Genomic DNA, 15993 nt, shown 5'->3' on the forward strand with positions numbered 1-15993 from the left:
GCTCGGCGCGTCCGCTCAGGAAAGCGGGAACGCGCGGTATTCCTGTTTTCCGATCAGCCCCTCGATCGTCCCGGCCGAAAGGTCGGTCACCCGCTCGAGGAAGCCCTGTGTCTGCTCCTCCGGCAGCAGCAGGTCCAGCTCGACATCCGCGCCGAACTGCGTCTCGCGGATCATGCCGCCGAATGCGGCGACCTCGAGGCGGATGCGCTCATACCAGCTGTAGGGGCACGGCAGATAGACATTCGTCCAGATGCGCTTGATGGAGCGCCCTGCGGCGTCCACGGCGATCTTGGCTCCGTGAGCATAGGCGCGCACAAGGCCGCCCGCGCCGAGCAGGATGCCGCCGAAATAGCGCGTCACGACGCACGTTACATTGTACAGCTCCTCCCGCTGCAGCACCTGCAGCACCGGCATACCCGCCGTGCCGCCCGGCTCGCCGTCATCGGAAAAGCGCGTTGCGCCATCGCGGATGATGTAGGCATAGACATTGTGGGTCGCATCCCAGTACTGCTCGCGCATCTGCTTCAGCCGCGCGAGCGCCTCCTCCTCCGTCTCCGTCAGGAAGATGTGTCCGATGAAGCGGGAGCGGCGCTCGATGAACTGTGCCTCGCCGTCGCCGGTGGGGACGAGATATTCCTTCATGCCTCCGGCTCCTTTACAAAGCGCTTCAGGCGGCCGAACAGCTCCTCGCGGCAGACGGCCTCGACCTCAACGCCCTCCGGCAGGTAATCCACGCGGAGCACCTGCGCCTGCTCGTGCAGCTGGGCCAGCGCCCCCGCGTCGGAATACGGCAGCAGGAACACGGCCCGATGGAGCCGGCCCGTCAGCGTCTCCTCGATGCGTGTGAGCAGCTCGTCCATGCCGATGCCGCTGCGCGCACACATGGGGATGTTCTTCTCGCCGATGGGGAGATTCGAGACGTCGCCGACGAGGTCGGCCTTGTTATAGCAGCGCAGCACGGGCACGCCGGGCTTGGCCAGCTTGTCGATCAGCCGGTCGACAACCTCGATGTGCGCCTCACGGTGCGGGTCGGACGCATCGATGACATGCAGCAGCAGGTCCGCATACTGCAGCTCCTCCAGCGTAGCCTGAAAGGCCTCGATGAGATGATGCGGCAGCTTGGCGATGAAGCCGACGGTATCGGACAGCAGGATCTCCAGATGATCCGACACCTTCAGGCGGCGGGTCGTCGTGTCCAGCGTGTCAAACAGCCGGTCGTTGGCCGGGATGCCCGCGCCCGTAAGAGCGTTGAGCAGGGTGGACTTGCCTGCATTCGTGTAGCCGACCAGCGCCACGACGGGCATGGAGTTCTTCACGCGGCGCTCACGCTGCGTGGCGCGCACGCGACGCACCTCGTCCAGCTCCGCCTGCAGGCGGGTGATGCGCTCGCGGATGTGGCGGCGGTCCGTTTCGAGCTTCGTCTCACCGGGGCCGCGCGTGCCGATGCCGCCGCCCAGGCGGGACATCGACGTGCCCATGCCGGAGAGCTTCGGCAGCAGGTACTGATACTGCGCCAGCTCGACCTGCAGGCGGCCCTCGGCCGTTTTGGCGCGCTGGGCAAAGATATCCAGGATCAGGGCGATGCGGTCCAGAACGGTCGCATCCGTCAGCTCCTCCAGCGCACGGATCTGGGACGGCGAGAGGTCGTTGTCAAACACAACGAGCGTCGCGCCCGTGCTCTCGAGCAGCGTGCGCACCTCCTGTGCCTTTCCCTCGCCGATGAAGCTGTGTGGGTCCGGCGTGTGGCGGTTCTGCAGCACTTTTGCCTCACAGATGCCGCCCGCCGTCTCGAGGAGAGCCTCCAGCTCGTCCAGCGACTCGTCCGTGGCGTTCTCCTCCGGCCGGAAGCAGTCCGCGCTCAGGCCGACCAGGATGGCCTTTTCTGCTTTAACTCGATCATTCTGCTGCATGACTACCTCCAAAATTCTGACTGTGCTCCCCAGAGCCGCTGACCGGTGCGGCCGACGGCAGGAGCTGCGTTTTTTCCCGAAAAAAGTATGAAAAAAGTCCGCACCGATACGATGCAGACTTTTCGTTCATTCTTTACTTCAGGCCAAACTTCTTGTTAAAGCGGTCAACGCGTCCGCCGGTATCAACCAGCTTCTGCTTGCCGGTATAGAAAGGGTGGCACTTGGAGCAAATTTCGACCTTGATGTCCTTCTTCGTGGAACCGGTCTCAATGATCTCACCGCACGCGCATCGAATCGTCGTCTGTTCGTACTTCGGATGGATTCCTTCCTTCATTGCTTTCACCTCTTTCTCGTTTCGTAAAAGGGCATGATGCCCCTCTTATTTTCAATGCCCGACTATCTTACCACAGTTTTCGCAGAATTGCAAGCATTATTTTTGCTTTTTTTCTTGGAAAAACCGGTTTACGCCTGCGGCATTTCGGACGGATCGGCCGGAGTCAGGTGGATCGTGTTCGACCAGAAGCCCATGCGGATGGACGCCTTGACATAGGCGGCAGGGGCCTCCGGCGTCAGTGTGAACGTCAGGTCCTCGCAGCGGCGCGTCATGCCGCAGGTCATGTGCAGCGTGTGCGTCCCCATCGGGAGCGGAATGCGGATGCTCTCCTTGTTGGCCAGATGGCCGTAGGGCTGGCCGTCCAGATAAATGCCGTAGCCTGCCGCGATGCCGACCGGGGAGCCCATGCGGTAGATCTGCAGCATTCCCCAGCCGTTGTAGCGGATCGGTGTGCCGCATTTGGTGCAATTGCAGAAGCCTGCCGCGTTCATGACTTCGCCGCAGGACGGGCATTTGAGCCGAAGCATAATTGCCATTTTTCTCTCTCCTTTTCCGTGCGCCGTGCGCATCTGGAAATGATTGTATGGGAAATGCTGCCCGATGTCAATCCCTTTGCACATAGACGCGCGATTTCGGTACAGGCTCCGCGGGCCCGTTCTCCCGGAACAGGCCGTAAAGTGCGCGGCAGCGCCGCTCCGTTTCCGCAAACGCGCAGTCCTGTGCGCGCTCTCCCGCATGCAGGAGCGAGAGCCCGCCCTGCGCCGCCCGCAGGATGGCCCGGCCGTCCGTATCGAGCGCCAGCACGCGCACATAGGGCGCAGGCTCGGCCAGCTGCTGCTCCGTCAGGCCCAGAAAGCCGCACAGGAGCATCCGCATCAGCCGGGTGCGCGGATAGCGCTTCGATTTTGCGGCCGCGAGGATGCCCTCCAGCGACGCCTCCGTGCGGCAGGCATGCATCACCTTCTGCCACAGGCCCTCGGAGCCGAACGGCAGCGCGGCGAACTCGTCCTCCCCCATGGCCCGCAGGCGCGCAAGCATGGCCCGTTCCCCCGCCGCCAGCCTATATCGCGGTGCAGCGGCCTGCACGGCCCGCGCAGCCTCCGGCATATAGCCCGCCCAGTCCGCCTGCCCGCGCAGAAAGCTGGCCGAAGGCGCATCCGCAGCGCTCCCACCGTGATAATCCCCCGCGCGGTGCAGCACGAGCGGCCGCATGGCAGACCCGCGCCGCAGCAGAGCCTTGCAGTATTCCACCGCAAGAATGGAATTGGGCCGCTCCAGCAGCGCCGCACCGGGCGCGCCAAGCCGTTCCAGCGCCCGCTGCCGCGCCGCCGGGAACGAGGCGCCGCCCGCAAGCTCCTGCTTCAGCAGCGGCACAAGCTCCGGAGACAGCAGCGTCTGCGCCGTAGCCAGCAGGGCCTCCGCATCGCCGCTCTCGCTGCCGAAGCACAGCGCCTCCGCGCAGCCGAGGCGGTCGAGCAGCTCCACGCCGCCGTCCGCAAAGCCCTCTGCCGAGCGGAGCGCATAGCTCGGCGGCAGCTCGAGCACCAGCGCCGCCCCGCAGCGAACGGCAGCCTCGGCCCGTGCCGCAGCCGGGATGACAGCGGGCTCGCCCCGCTGGACATAGTCCCCGCTCATCACGCACACCGGCGCATAGCCCGCCTCCCGCAGCACGGCGAGCTGATGGGCATGGCCGTTGTGGAAGGGGTTGTATTCGCAGATGATTCCGGCGATCCTCACAAAAAATTCCTCATTTCCCAAAAAAGCACTTGTATCATGCGCCAATTTATTATAGAATAAAGTCGTATGTGTTAATACTATCACGAAATTGAAGAAAAGAAAACAATGTTTTTACAGGAGTTGACACAACCATGAAAATTCTCGTGATCAATGCAGGCAGCTCTTCGCTGAAGTACCAGCTGATGGACCCGACCTCCGGTGAGGTCTTCGCCAAGGGCCTGTGCGAGCGCATCTACATCGATGGCAAGCTGACACACAAGGTCCCCGCCACCGGTCTGAAGGTCGAGCGCGACATCCCCATGCCCACGCATTCCGAAGCCATTGAGGCCGTCCTGTCCATCCTTGTCGATCCGGAGTACGGCGTTCTGAAGTCCACGGACGAGATCGATGCCATCGGCCATCGCGTGCTGCACGGCGGCGACAAGTTCGTTGAATCCTGCATCATCGACGAAGCCTGCAAGCAGGCCATCCGCGACTGCATCCCCCTCGGCCCGCTCCACAACCCTGCCAACCTCATGGGCATCGAGGCCTGCGAGAAGGTCATGCCGGGCAAGCCCCAGGTCGCCGTGTTCGACACTGCGTTCCATATGACCATGCCCCCGAAGGCCTATCGCTACGCCATCCCCACGAAGTATTATGAGGAAGATCATCTCCGCCGCTACGGCTTCCACGGCACGTCCCACCGCTATGTCTCCAAGCGCGCCATCGAGCTGATGGGCAAGCCCGCAAGCGAGCTGAAGATCGTCGTCTGCCACCTCGGCAACGGCTCCTCCCTCTCCGCCGTTGCGGACGGCAAGTGCCAGGATACATCCATGGGCCTGTCCCCGCTGGCCGGCGTTCCCATGGCCACCCGCGCAGGCGATATCGACACCTGCGTCGCGCAGTTCATCATGAACAAGTACAACATGACGGCCGACGAGTGCCTGACGATGCTGAACAAGAAGTCCGGCGTGCTGGCTCTGTCGAACGGCGTGTCCTCCGACTTCCGTGATCTCGAGGCCGGCGCCAACAAGGGCGACGAGGCCTGCCAGCTCGCGCTGGACAAGTTCTGCTACGAGGTCCGCAAGTATATCGGTGCCTATGCTGCCGCGCTCGGCGGTCTGGACTGCCTGGTCTTCACGGCCGGTGTCGGCGAGAACGGCTGCACGAACCGCGCCGCCATCTGCGAGGGTCTGGAATTCCTCGGCGTCAAGCTCGACCCGGAGCGCAACAAGGTGCGCGGCGAGGAAGCCCTCATCTCTGCGGACGATTCCCGCGTGAAGGTCTGGGTCATCCCCACGAATGAAGAGCTCATGATCGCGCAGGACACTGCAGCGCTCTGCGGCAAGTAAGAAAAAATTTCTGCCCCGGCCAAACGCCGGGGCAGTTTTCGACAATTGGAAAGGAGAACGGATATGACGGTAACGGAACGCCTTCTGCACTATGTTTCCTTCGACACGCAGTCGGATGAGAGCTCGGAGACCTGCCCCTCGACCGCGAAGCAGAAGCTGCTCGGCGAAGCGCTCGTGGAGGAGATGCGCGCGCTCGGTATTGCGGACGCCCGCATCGACGCGGACGGCTATGTCTACGGCTCCGTGCCCGGAACGCCCGGTGCGCCCGCCATCGGCCTCATTGCCCATATGGACACCTCGCCGGACTGCTCCGGCAAGGGCATCAAGCCGCGCATCGTGGAATACACCGGCGGCGATATCGCCCTGAACGACACGACGCTGCTCAGCCCCGCGGATTTCCCGATCCTGAACCGCAGCGTCGGCAAGCACCTGATCGTCACGGACGGCACGACGCTGCTCGGCGCGGACGACAAGGCGGGCATCGCGGAAATTCTGACCGCCGTGGAGGAGCTGCTGGCCGAGGGCGGCGCGCACGCGTCCCTGCGCATCGGCTTCACGCCGGATGAGGAGATCGGCCGCGGCGCGGACCGCTTCGATCTGGCGCATTTCGGCGCGGACTACGCCTACACCGTCGACGGCGGCACGCTCGGTGAGCTGGAATATGAGAATTTCAACGCCGCCTCCGCCGTTGTGACCGTCCACGGGCGCAACGTTCACCCCGGCTCGGCCAAGCGCTGCATGATCAACGCGCAGCTCATCGCCATGGAGTTCCACGGCATGCTGCCGGTGCACGACCGCCCGGAGGCCACGGAGGGCTACGAGGGCTTCAGCCACCTGTGCGCCATGCAGGGCGAGGTGGAGCTGGCGACGCTCGAATACATCATCCGCGACCACGACCGCGCGTCGTTCGAGGCGCGCAAGGCGCTGTTCGAGTCGGCGGCGGCCTTCCTGAACGCGAAATACGGCGCGGGGACGGTCGAGGTCGCCCTGCGCGACAGCTACTACAACATGCGCGAGAAGATCGAGCCGCATATGGCCATCGTCGAAGCCGCGCAGCAGGCCATGCGCGATGCGGGCGTCACGCCGCGCGTCGTGCCCATCCGCGGCGGCACGGACGGCGCGCGCCTGTCCTACGAGGGGCTCCCCTGCCCGAACCTGTTCACGGGCGGCGAGAATTACCACGGCAGGTTCGAGTACGTCCCGGTCGAGGACATGGAGGCCGCCGTGCGGACGCTCAAGTGCATCCTGCGCAACGCAGCAAAATGATCCACAAGCGGGGCCGCTCCGGCGGCCCTGTTTTTTTCCTTGCAAAAAATCCCGGTCTGTGGCATAATGGGCAGGAAAGGAAGGTGCAGCCCGTGACATCGCTGACCAAACGCGCGATCCGCGCTTCGTTCCTGAAGCTGCTCAACGAGCGTCCGCTCAACAAGATCACAGTCAAGGACATCGTGGAGGACTGCGGCATCAACCGCAATTCGTTTTACTATCACTACCCGGACATCCCCGCGCTGGCGGAGGAGATCGTGCGGGACGAGGCTGCACGCATCGTGCAGGAGTACCCGACGGTCGACTCACTGGAGCAGTGTCTGGAGATCGCCGTGGAGTTCGCCCTGCAGAACCGAACGGCCGTGCTGCATCTTTACAATTCCGCCAGCCACGAGGCCTATGAGCACAGCCTGATGGACATCTGCCACAGCGTGGTGGGCAACTATTTTGACACGGCGTTTGCCGGGAAGGCTCTGCCGGAGGCGGACCGGGAGGTGCTGGTGCGGTTTTACCAGTGCGAGTGCTATGGGCAGATCGTGCTATGGATGAGCCAGGGCATGCAGGCGGACATCGTGGAGCAGTTCCGGCTGCTGTGCCACCTGCGGCAGGGCATGATGGAGGAAATGGTAGCTCGGTGTTGCGAGAAAAGTTAAAATTATTTGGGGACCACCGGCGAAGCCGGTGGTCCCCATTTTTGCAAATATTCGCCCCATAGAAAATGCCGCCGCCCGGGAGGGCGGCGGCATTGCGTTTATTTTGCGAGCTTGTCCGTGATGGACAGGAACAGGGAGAACAGCTTGGCTGCCTCCGCGCGGGTGGCGTTGCCCTGCGGACGGAACGTGCCGTCCTCGTAGCCGTTCAGGATGCCCGCGATGCGCATGAGCTCGACGAACTCACGGGCATACTCGGAAATCTTGTCGGCGTCCGGGAAGGACCCGGCCGCGTTCTCGGACTTCGGCAGCTCGATGCCCTGCTTCAGCGCATAGCGGCCGAAGATCGTGGCCATCTGCTCGCGGGTGATCGGGGCCTCAGGGTCGAACTCCGTGGCGGAGACGCCCTCGACGATGCCCTTGTCCTTGGCCCACGCGATGTAGGCCTCGGCCCAGTGGCCCTCGCTGTCCTTAAACGGATGCTTGCCCTCGTAGGTCTTGAGCGTTTCGGCGTCCGCGAGGGAGCAGGCCAGCAGCTTGACGAACTGGGCACGGGTGAGCTTGCCCTCCGGCTCGTAGGTCGTGGCGGTCATGCCGTTGACGACGCCGCGGTAGACGAGGTCGTAGACGTAGTCGTGATACCACGCGTCCTCGGCGACGTCCGTGAACTGCGGGACGTCGATGCCGCGCATCAGCGCCATCGCATAGCGGATAGCCTCCGGGGTGGTCTCGACGCTGACGTCGTTGGTCGTCGTGCCCGCTCCGGTAACCTTCAGCTTGGTCAGAGCGAGGATGCCACCGGAGACATTTTGAATAACGAGCTTTCCTTCCGCAAGGCTGACCTTGTAATACATATCAACCGTGGAGTTCATTGTCTTCTCTTCCGTGTTGATCTTGTACGTCACCGCATCGCCGGTCAGGCTGCGCATGCCGACCTGAACAGAAGCATAAGAACCCGTGAGCTGCATTACAACAGCCTCGCCCTGCTTGAGATAAATCTCATTCTTCGGGCCAATGTTGACAAGGTCTTTATCAACTGTAACCTCCGTGCCGCCCGTCGACTCATTGTAATTCTTCTTAATGAGCACCGCGCCGCTGATTCTAGCTGCATCCTCCTTATCGAAGACTGCATCAATCACGTCGTTGCCAACCTTGTACCAGTTGTCAGCAAGTGCAGGAACGTCCGCCTTTGCAAGAACCATATTGCGGATCTCGGCAGTCTGCATGTTGGCTTCGCCGTCCCGAGCATATGCTTTCTCATAGCGTTCGCCCTGCGTGCCAGTCACACGGAAGCCATCGATTGCCAGTTCCTGGCCCTTAACGAAACGGACAACAACCGTATAGTCATTGAGAGCCATGTCATTGACCGTCCAGCACGGTGTGTTGTAGCCATAACCCGTGTCCTTTGCAACAAATAGGTTGTTCACATCGACAAAGCTCATGCGCTTTAGGTGATCCGTCGTCGCCTCGCTGCCCTCATAGACCTGAACAAGCATGTAGGAGTGATTCGTCACATCCTCTGCATTAACACTCGTATTCTTCGTGCGGAGATACAGCTCCAGGCCCGTTCCATTGAACTTGAAGGTCGCATCGCTGCCGACTGTCGTTGTTCTTGCCACCGTTCCCTCGCTGTTCGCGCTGTTTTCACGGTAGGCAGGATCAAAACCGTAGCTGTTGGTCGCTTGGCCATAGGGTTCCTTTGCTTGCCGAGCGCCATGCGCGGTACCTTCACTGACCCAGTTTGCGGAATACGAAGCAAAGCCTTCCTCATAATAGACCGTCGATGCGGGGATGAAACCGACAGTAAGTATCGCTTCCTCCTTGCCCGTATAGCTGATTGCAATGCTTGCCGTCGCGAGGCTCTTCAGGACCTCGGTCGGCGTGTAGGTAAATGTTTTTGTAGTCTCATCGTATGTAACATTACCATCCGTGACCGTACTGATACGAACCTTGCTCAGATTCGTATCATTCACTAAATCAGTCAATTCAAATTGGACCGGCAGGCCAAAATCAACCACATAGTATTTTTCCAGGTTGTTTGCAGAAATCTTATAATGAAGCGTCAGCGTCTTGCCGTCCTCAGAAATTTCGGCACTGACATACTTATAAAGGCCACTCCGATACTGAGCTGCAACGCCCGGAACAGTTGCAACATTCTTGTTGAACGTCTGGTTAACACCGGAGCTATTCGTAACGTAGGCATCATCCTCAAGTGTAATCTTGCCTGGCGTAACAGTACCGCTATTCTTCAGGGAGTTGAGGTACGTCGGAGGTTCCTGTCCCTGCGTATAAGACATAACGATCTGAGAGGAGATGATTTCCTTGCTGTAGGTATCATCATAGTACACAACATTAAGGTTGCTTTCCTTCTCAGCAGCTTCCAGATAGATCAGGACAAGCTTTGCAGTATTCTTAGCGCTCCATGTTTCCTTGCTGTTCTTTCCGTTGACCATCGGCGTTGTGCCAGAAGATTTGTTCCAGACCTCGCGCTCGTTATACCACTTTGTCACGCCATCATCAAGCGTTGTCTTTTCCCATGTGATGGTGTCAGAGGTATACCACACGTTATTGTCGGTATTTTTATCACGCGTACCATCCGTTACCGTAATCTTGGAAATCGTATAATCTTCATTATTCTTCAGAGCAATAATGCCAATGTCGCGGCCATCCCAGTAGTTGAAGATCGTTGTGGATTTGAAATACATGTCTTTCTCGGCTGGGGAAACCGTGCCGTCCGGGTAGACAACTGCAACCGTCAGTGCGACTTGGCCCTTGTTGCTCGAAGTATCCGGCGTGGTACCATTAGTACCATAGCCCCAGTCCTTGACATAGGTTTCAACTTCCGTAGTGACTTTTGTCTTCTGCAGATAATAGGCAACCGCCTGATCCGTGCTGAGGAAATAATGCCAAGTGCCGTCCAATGTCTTATACTGCCACGCACCGGCGTGATAGCGCACATGGGTAAAGGTCGTGCCGTCAGCGGTCTGGTCAACGCCAGATTTCTCCGTCTGCAGATGATTGGAGTCCAGCCGCATAGCTTGCCAGTAATACACATCTTTCCAGCCGTCAATATTGGAATAGGCATGGTTCGGTGCAAGCTGTGCAATGTCAACGCCCGCATCGGTGCTTACACCATCAGTTGCAGTGGTAATACTCTTTGTTTTGTTCGACGAAACAGACGCCTTTTCATAAACCGGCGAGTTCGTAATCCAGTACTCCAGCGTCAGCGAAGTATTTGTCATCGCGTCGTCCGGAGCCTTGTCCTGGACAACGATCGTATACAGCACATCGCCAATCACAACCTGCGTCGTGCCTGCCTTCTTACCGGTGAAGGAGATGGTGGTTTGATTAACCGTCGCTGGTGTCGTTTTCAGCGTGTAGGCATAACCCTTGGCGCTACTACTGCTGCTAGACACTGTCCAGTCAGTCCCGGAGAGAGCAATATAATAGTTGGTATAACTACCATTCCAGCCCGTGACTTCAAAATAGAGTTCGCTTGTCTCTGAATACCGACAATAGTTCACATATGTATCCCAATTGCTGGTCTGCTTCAACGTTGTCGTCACTGCAAGTTCCCTAGTTGTGCCGCTCCAAGAAGTGCTTGCATGATACTTTAAGTAGTAACCATTGCTGGACAGATAGTAACCATTGCTGCTGTCATAACCAACTGTCCATTCTGTTGCTTCTGAAAACTCCTGCGTATTCCCGAGAGTTTCTCCACTAAGCTGAAGGAAATTCTTGTTACTGCTATCGCTAATATAAACCTTCAAGCCGCTCGTCAGTCTGCTAGCCTTTTCAAGTGTTTCTGTTGTCTCCTGATCGACATACTTCACATCGACCTTGGCATGTGTGTCATCCAGAACCGTAGTCTTGCCGTCCGTGACATCACCTTTTACTGTTTCCGTCTTCGTCTCGCCAACAGCAACCGTGATCGTCTTCTTACTGGAATACGACTCATTCGTCACCGTAATCTGATAGACGAGATTGCCGACAGTGACGCTCACGTCGCCATTGGCAAGGCCCGTGAAGGTCATCGTCGTCACATTGCTGGCATAGCTCATATCCAGCTTGACGATGCCATTCTTGCTGTATTCCGGGGTATAGCCAGTCAGATTGCCGTTTTCTTCGACCGTCTTCGTTCCATTCGTCGGCACAACAAGGCTCTTCTGCTGCGGTTCTGCCAGCACCACGACCGTGGAGAAATGCGGAGCCGTGAAGGTCAGGAAGCCGTCCTTGATATCATAGTCCTTGCCGTAGTCGATACCGCCGTTTTCATTCATGACACCGGCAGTGATCGTGCAGCCGGTCCAGTTGCCGTCCAGCGGGACCTTGACCGCTGCAGAGCCGGTATAGCTGCCGTTTTCCGTTGTCAGTTCGATGTTCCAAGCACCGGCGACCTTCTTGCCATCCAGTTCCGTGCCCTTATCGACCGCAGCCACAGTGATGCCCGTCAGGCCGGGAGCCGTGACCGAAACACCGGTCGCTTCGTCAGAAACCGTCTTGTTATCATCGATTTTCGGCAGCGTCGCGCCGAAGGCAGCGATGGTATCCGCCGTCTTGCTGATCACGGAAGCTTCCGTCTCTGCGCCGGGGTAGTCCGCCCAGATGCAGAACATGGCACCCTTCGGGTTGCTGACCGTACCGCCCGGGAAGGAGGTATAGTCAAAGCCAGCTGCCTTCGTGTCACTGCACTGTGCGTTGGTCTTGCCGAGGACCCAATAGTAATCGCCGTGCGTGTTGACCATCTTGAAGCCCATGCTTGCAAGCGTTTCAGCCGGCATCGGAGTATAGCTGCTCCAGCCATTCGACCAATAGCAGATCACGATATCCGTGTCAAACGTGCCGCTGGAAGTATTGTTTGCAAAATAGATGCCATCATTGAACGCCATCGGGGTCATACCGGCGTTCTTGATCAGCGCGGCAACCGCATTGACATACTCCACATAATAGCTGTACTTGCCGGTGTTCTGCAGATTGCCGAAGCCCATAGAGCCGCTCGTGAACATGTCGTTTGCATACTCGTCCGCGCCCATATTGAAGTACTTGCAGCCCTTGCCCGCGAAATAATCGACATACTTCTGCACGAATGCCTGCGTGAAGGCGACAGCCGTCGAATTCGTGACATCGATGGTACGAGCGGAGCCGTTGTAGGAGCAGGTCTTGCCCGTGAGCGCCTCGGCTGCATCAAGGATCGCATCCATATGGCCCGGTGTGTTGATCACTGGGATGATGCCGAGGCCCTTGGTCTTCGCATAGGCAATGATCTCGTCCATTTCGGACTCCGTCAGTTCGTCCGTCGTGAAATTATAATAAGCCTCGTTGCCCGTATGGATCGCCGCAGCGACCTCCTCACTGGAATAGGTCGTGCCGTTCACGGTCAGGCTCATATCGTCCAGCAGGAAGCGCATGCCGTCGTTGCCGACCGCAAGCATCACATTGTTGAAGCCAGCCGCAGCGGCATTGTCGATGATCTGCTTGATGCTGTCCACGGAAAAATACTTTCTGCCGCAGTCGAGCATGACGATGGAAAGCTCATAATTCGACTTTTCAGCGTCATCCGCCTGCGTCTCAGCCGCCTGCACAGCCTCGGTCGGCTGCTCTGCGGCCGGTTCCTCAGCCGCCGCCGGGAGAACGACGAACGATGCGAGCATCGCCGCGATCAGCAGCAGCGAGAGGAGCGTTTTGCTCAGTTTTCTCATCAATATTTCCTCCTTTTTCTAGGGTGATTACGATTCGTCTGCCGAGACCGCGATGACGGAGGGCAGACCCATGTAGCATTCCGCCGCGAGGACCGTCTGCGACGCGCCGGGGGCCAGCTCCTCGACCGTGGCCATGTAGCTCAGGCCGCCGAAGTAGGTACCGCCGGTGTCCGTGCGGTAGCGGACGGTGACGTTGTGCAGCGTGTCCTCCGTCATGTTGACGAGGACGAGGCCGCCGTCCTGCACCATCACGCTGACGCGGTAGTCCACGGAGAGCGAGCCGTCCGGCTCGACCTCCGCCGAGGCCGCGCAGACGCGGTTCTCGCCGGTGTACTGCGCGGAATTCAGCTCGAAGGCGTAGCACGAGCCGCCAACGGGCAGGTCCGTCACGCGGAAGCGGAGCTCCGCGCCGTCCTCACACGTCAGGGTGATATCCGCCGCGCCGACGGCCATGCCGCCGTTATTCTGCACGATGATGGTGGCAAGCTGGTCGCTCTCCGCGCCGTCTGCATCCACATTCGGGCCGGAAAACGGCAGGACCGCCTGCAGCGTCAGGCCGCTGCCAAGGTCACGCGGCAGCGCAAGCAGTTCCTCTGCCTCCGTTGCGGACTCCTCCGTCGCGCCGGTTGCGGCCTGCGTGGCCTGCGTGGTCTGCGGCGCGGACGGCTCGGTCTGCTCCTGCGGCGTCGAACAGGCCGACAGCAGCAGAGCCGCTAACATGGCTGCGCCCATTGCGCGCAGCAAGTGTTTCATGGGCACTCCCTCCCAGACGCCCCGGCATACTCCGGAGCCTATAGTTGTAAATATTTTACCACGCGTTTTTTGGAAAATCAACAGGTTTTTCCAAGATTTTCTGTTGTAAGGCGCCCGAATTTGGCATGTTCCGAAACATAACTTCCAGATTTTGTAAATTGCAGCAAAAAACGGGAGCCAACGGCTCGACTGCCGCTGGCTCCCGCGCGATTATTTTGTTTTTCCCGTCAGCTCCGCGATCAGGCTGCGCTCCTCCGTCAGGCCGGACGAGATCGGGCGGCCAAAATAGAAGATGGCGTACAGGCCCGGCCCGATCGACGCGCCGCACGACTGGCAGACCGGCACAACGTGCAGCTCCTTCGGGTGGAAGCGCTCCTCGACCATGGTGCGCAGCTCCTCCGCGCGCTCCGGACGGTCCGAATGCGACAGGAGCATGATCTGCTCCTCCGGCCGTTCGACCGTGCGGGCCATATAGTCGACGGTCGCCTTCAGCGCCGGGGCAAGGCCGCGCGTTTTGCCGATGACGTCGCTCAGGCCCTTCTCGTTGATATCCGCAAGCGGGCGGATGCCGACGAGCGTGCCCATCACGGCCGCAGCGCCCGAGACGCGGCCCATGCGCTTACAGAAGAACAGGTCCTCCAGCACGCCCATCTGGTGCACGCGCAGGCGGTTCTCCTCCAGCCAGTCGGCCGTTTCGTCCAGCGTCTTCCCGGCAGCGCGCAGGCGCGTCGCCGCGATGACGAGCATCCCCTCTGCACCGCAGTAGCGGAGCGTGTCGACGCAGCGGATGTGCCGCTCGGGGTACTTTTCCATCAGCTCATTCGCCACAAGGCAGGTGCTGTTGTATGTACCGCTCAGGCCCGAGGACACGGCGACGAACAGGATATCCCGGCCCTGCTGCAGCAGCGGCTCGAGCCGGTCAGCAACGTCCTGCAGGCCGATCTGCGCCGAGGTGAACAGGCCGCCCTTTTTATCCTTCATCGTGCCGAAAAACTGCGCGGGTGTCATATTCTTCCAGTCAAGATCCGCGTAATGATTGCTGCCGTCCGGGTAGACGAGCGCCCCGGGCACATAGCCGTCCACGCCAAAGCGCTCGCGCAGCGGCGCAGTCAGATCGGAACAGGAATCCGTCAGGATCGCAAAATTTGTCATAAGTGTTCTCCCCTTTCCCGGCATTCATTATAGTATGGATGCGTTCATTTTTCAAGAGGGAACAATGTATTTTTATGATTCTGCGTTTACAAAGACGACAAAATTCGATATAATGAAAGAAAAAACGGAGGTATCTTCCCATGCCATTCTGGATATGGCTCATTTTGGGGTTCGTGCTGCTGTCGTTCCTGGGAATGTTCGCAGCGACCTGGCCCATCGCCAAAAAGGTGTATCACAACATTCTCGTCCGGACCGGGCCGGAAAAATGGACCCGTGCAAACAGCTATCCACCCAATCCGGAGCACACACGGATGTTTGACCTCGGCATGGACTGGGCGCGTGAAAACGAAGCGCGCAAGCGGCCCGTTTCCATCGAAAACGAGGGTCTGAAGCTCGCGGGCGAGTATTTCGACTTCGGCCACAAGCGCTGCGCCATCATCTTCCCCGGCCGCACCGAGTCGCTGTACTACAGCTACTATTTCGCACAGCCCTACGCCGAGGCGGGCTGCAACATTCTCGTCGTCGACAGCCGTGCCCACGGCCTGAGCGAAGGCAAATACAACTACTGCAGCACACGCGAGTGGTCGGACGTTATCGCATGGTCGCGCTTCGCGCACGATCAGCTCGGCTGCAGCGACGTGGTGCTGCACGGCATCTGCGTCGGCGGCGCCGCCGTCGTGCTGGCAGCCGCAAAGCCGGACTTTCCAGCCTATGTCTCCCATCTCGTGGTTGAAGGCCTGTTCGCAACGTTTCTGGAATCCTTCAAGCTGCACATGAAGGCCGAAAAGCGGCCGATCTTCCCCGTCCTGTACGAAATTTTCTGGGCCGCCCGGCTGGAATCCGGCATGAAGATCCGCGAAGCGCGGCCCATTCGCGTCATCGGCAAGGTGAAAACGCCGATCCTGTTCCTCCACGGCCGCAAGGACGCCTTCTCGCTGCCGAAGCGCGCAGAAGAGCTGTACGTGGCCTGCAATGCCCCGAAGGAGCTCGTTTGGATGGACGAAGGCTCGCATTCCCACCTGCGCATCAACAATCAGGAGCTGTATGACGGCTCGATCAAGGCATTCCTGCAGAAAACGTTCTGATACTGATTCCTGATTAAAACATTTAATCAGGAATCCCGTGTGCTACGCACACTCGCATCGTGCTGACGCACGCTGC

General features: G+C 59.5%; 12 protein-coding genes. 4 read left to right on the forward strand and 8 right to left on the reverse strand.

Going from position 1 to position 15993, the window contains the following annotated elements; all coding sequences use genetic code 11:
• Nucleotides 1-15 precede the first annotated feature (15 nt).
• The 5 genes from WMO66_RS07445 to WMO66_RS07465 all read right to left on the reverse strand — a co-directional run bounded on the left by WMO66_RS07445 (nt 16) and on the right by WMO66_RS07465 (nt 3981).
• Nucleotides 16-642, reverse strand: a complete 627-nt coding sequence (locus tag WMO66_RS07445) for a YigZ family protein (RefSeq protein ID WP_349135783.1) — start codon at nt 640-642, stop codon at nt 16-18.
• Complete coding sequence (gene hflX, locus WMO66_RS07450; RefSeq protein WP_349135784.1) at nt 639-1910, reverse strand: GTPase HflX; 1272 nt, start codon at nt 1908-1910, stop codon at nt 639-641. Before hflX ends, WMO66_RS07445 begins: the two co-directional genes overlap by 4 nt.
• Nucleotides 1911-2043: 133 nt before the next feature.
• Nucleotides 2044-2244, reverse strand: a complete 201-nt coding sequence (rpmE, locus tag WMO66_RS07455; RefSeq protein WP_349135785.1) for a 50S ribosomal protein L31 — start codon at nt 2242-2244, stop codon at nt 2044-2046.
• Nucleotides 2245-2372: 128 nt separating this feature from the next.
• Nucleotides 2373-2780, reverse strand: coding sequence for a hypothetical protein (locus tag WMO66_RS07460; protein ID WP_349135786.1), 408 nt, complete (start codon nt 2778-2780; stop codon nt 2373-2375).
• A gap of 67 nt (nt 2781-2847) precedes the next feature.
• A complete protein-coding gene (locus tag WMO66_RS07465; RefSeq protein ID WP_349135787.1) occupies nt 2848-3981 on the reverse strand; it encodes a nucleotidyltransferase family protein in 1134 nt (377 codons plus the stop codon).
• Nucleotides 3982-4112: 131 nt separating this feature from the next.
• On the opposite strand from WMO66_RS07465, the gene WMO66_RS07470 reads away from it, so the two are divergent.
• The 3 genes from WMO66_RS07470 (at nt 4113) to WMO66_RS07480 (ending at nt 7231) form a co-directional block, all read left to right on the forward strand.
• Complete coding sequence (locus WMO66_RS07470) at nt 4113-5312, forward strand: acetate/propionate family kinase (protein WP_349135788.1); 1200 nt, start codon at nt 4113-4115, stop codon at nt 5310-5312.
• Between the two features lie 63 nt (nt 5313-5375).
• Nucleotides 5376-6578: a peptidase T gene (gene pepT, locus WMO66_RS07475; protein WP_349135790.1), complete on the forward strand. Its 1203-nt coding sequence runs from the start codon at nt 5376-5378 to the stop codon at nt 6576-6578.
• A 92-nt stretch (nt 6579-6670) separates the two neighbouring features.
• Entirely contained in the window at nt 6671-7231 is a 561-nt protein-coding gene (locus tag WMO66_RS07480; RefSeq protein WP_349135791.1) for a TetR/AcrR family transcriptional regulator, read from the forward strand.
• 98 nt (nt 7232-7329) lie between these two features.
• Here WMO66_RS07480 and WMO66_RS07485 read toward each other — a convergent pair whose 3' ends face one another.
• The 3 genes from WMO66_RS07485 to WMO66_RS07495 all read right to left on the reverse strand — a co-directional run bounded on the left by WMO66_RS07485 (nt 7330) and on the right by WMO66_RS07495 (nt 14832).
• A complete protein-coding gene (locus WMO66_RS07485; protein ID WP_349135792.1) occupies nt 7330-12927 on the reverse strand; it encodes an S-layer homology domain-containing protein in 5598 nt (1865 codons plus the stop codon).
• A 27-nt stretch (nt 12928-12954) separates the two neighbouring features.
• Nucleotides 12955-13680 (reverse strand): hypothetical protein, encoded by a 726-nt coding sequence (locus WMO66_RS07490; RefSeq protein ID WP_349135793.1) that lies wholly within the window; start codon nt 13678-13680, stop codon nt 12955-12957.
• Between the two features lie 210 nt (nt 13681-13890).
• A complete protein-coding gene (locus WMO66_RS07495; protein WP_349135794.1) occupies nt 13891-14832 on the reverse strand; it encodes a DegV family protein in 942 nt (313 codons plus the stop codon).
• Between the two features lie 140 nt (nt 14833-14972).
• Here WMO66_RS07495 and WMO66_RS07500 point away from each other — a divergent pair, with 140 nt between their 5' ends.
• Nucleotides 14973-15917 carry an alpha/beta hydrolase gene (locus WMO66_RS07500; protein WP_349135795.1) on the forward strand — a complete coding sequence of 315 codons (945 nt, stop codon included), beginning with the start codon at nt 14973-14975 and terminating at the stop codon, nt 15915-15917.
• The last annotated feature ends 76 nt before the right edge of the window (nt 15918-15993 follow it).

The sequence above is a fragment of the Faecousia intestinalis genome (assembly GCF_040096185.1).
Lineage (GTDB): Bacteria > Bacillota > Clostridia > Oscillospirales > Oscillospiraceae > JAZOXB01.

Bases quoted from the DNA above. Each gene is read 5' to 3' on its own strand.
- pepT (WP_349135790.1), top strand. From the start codon at position 5,376: ATGACGGTAACGGAACGCCTTCTGCACTATGTTTCCTTCGACACGCAG.
- WMO66_RS07495 (WP_349135794.1), bottom strand. From the start codon at position 14,832: ATGACAAATTTTGCGATCCTGACGGATTCCTGTTCCGATCTGACTGCG.
- WMO66_RS07470 (WP_349135788.1), top strand. From the start codon at position 4,113: ATGAAAATTCTCGTGATCAATGCAGGCAGCTCTTCGCTGAAGTACCAG.
- WMO66_RS07445 (WP_349135783.1), bottom strand. From the start codon at position 642: ATGAAGGAATATCTCGTCCCCACCGGCGACGGCGAGGCACAGTTCATC.
- WMO66_RS07490 (WP_349135793.1), bottom strand. From the start codon at position 13,680: ATGAAACACTTGCTGCGCGCAATGGGCGCAGCCATGTTAGCGGCTCTG.
- rpmE (WP_349135785.1), bottom strand. From the start codon at position 2,244: ATGAAGGAAGGAATCCATCCGAAGTACGAACAGACGACGATTCGATGC.
- WMO66_RS07500 (WP_349135795.1), top strand. From the start codon at position 14,973: ATGCCATTCTGGATATGGCTCATTTTGGGGTTCGTGCTGCTGTCGTTC.
- WMO66_RS07485 (WP_349135792.1), bottom strand. From the start codon at position 12,927: ATGAGAAAACTGAGCAAAACGCTCCTCTCGCTGCTGCTGATCGCGGCG.
- hflX (WP_349135784.1), bottom strand. From the start codon at position 1,910: ATGCAGCAGAATGATCGAGTTAAAGCAGAAAAGGCCATCCTGGTCGGC.
- WMO66_RS07460 (WP_349135786.1), bottom strand. From the start codon at position 2,780: ATGGCAATTATGCTTCGGCTCAAATGCCCGTCCTGCGGCGAAGTCATG.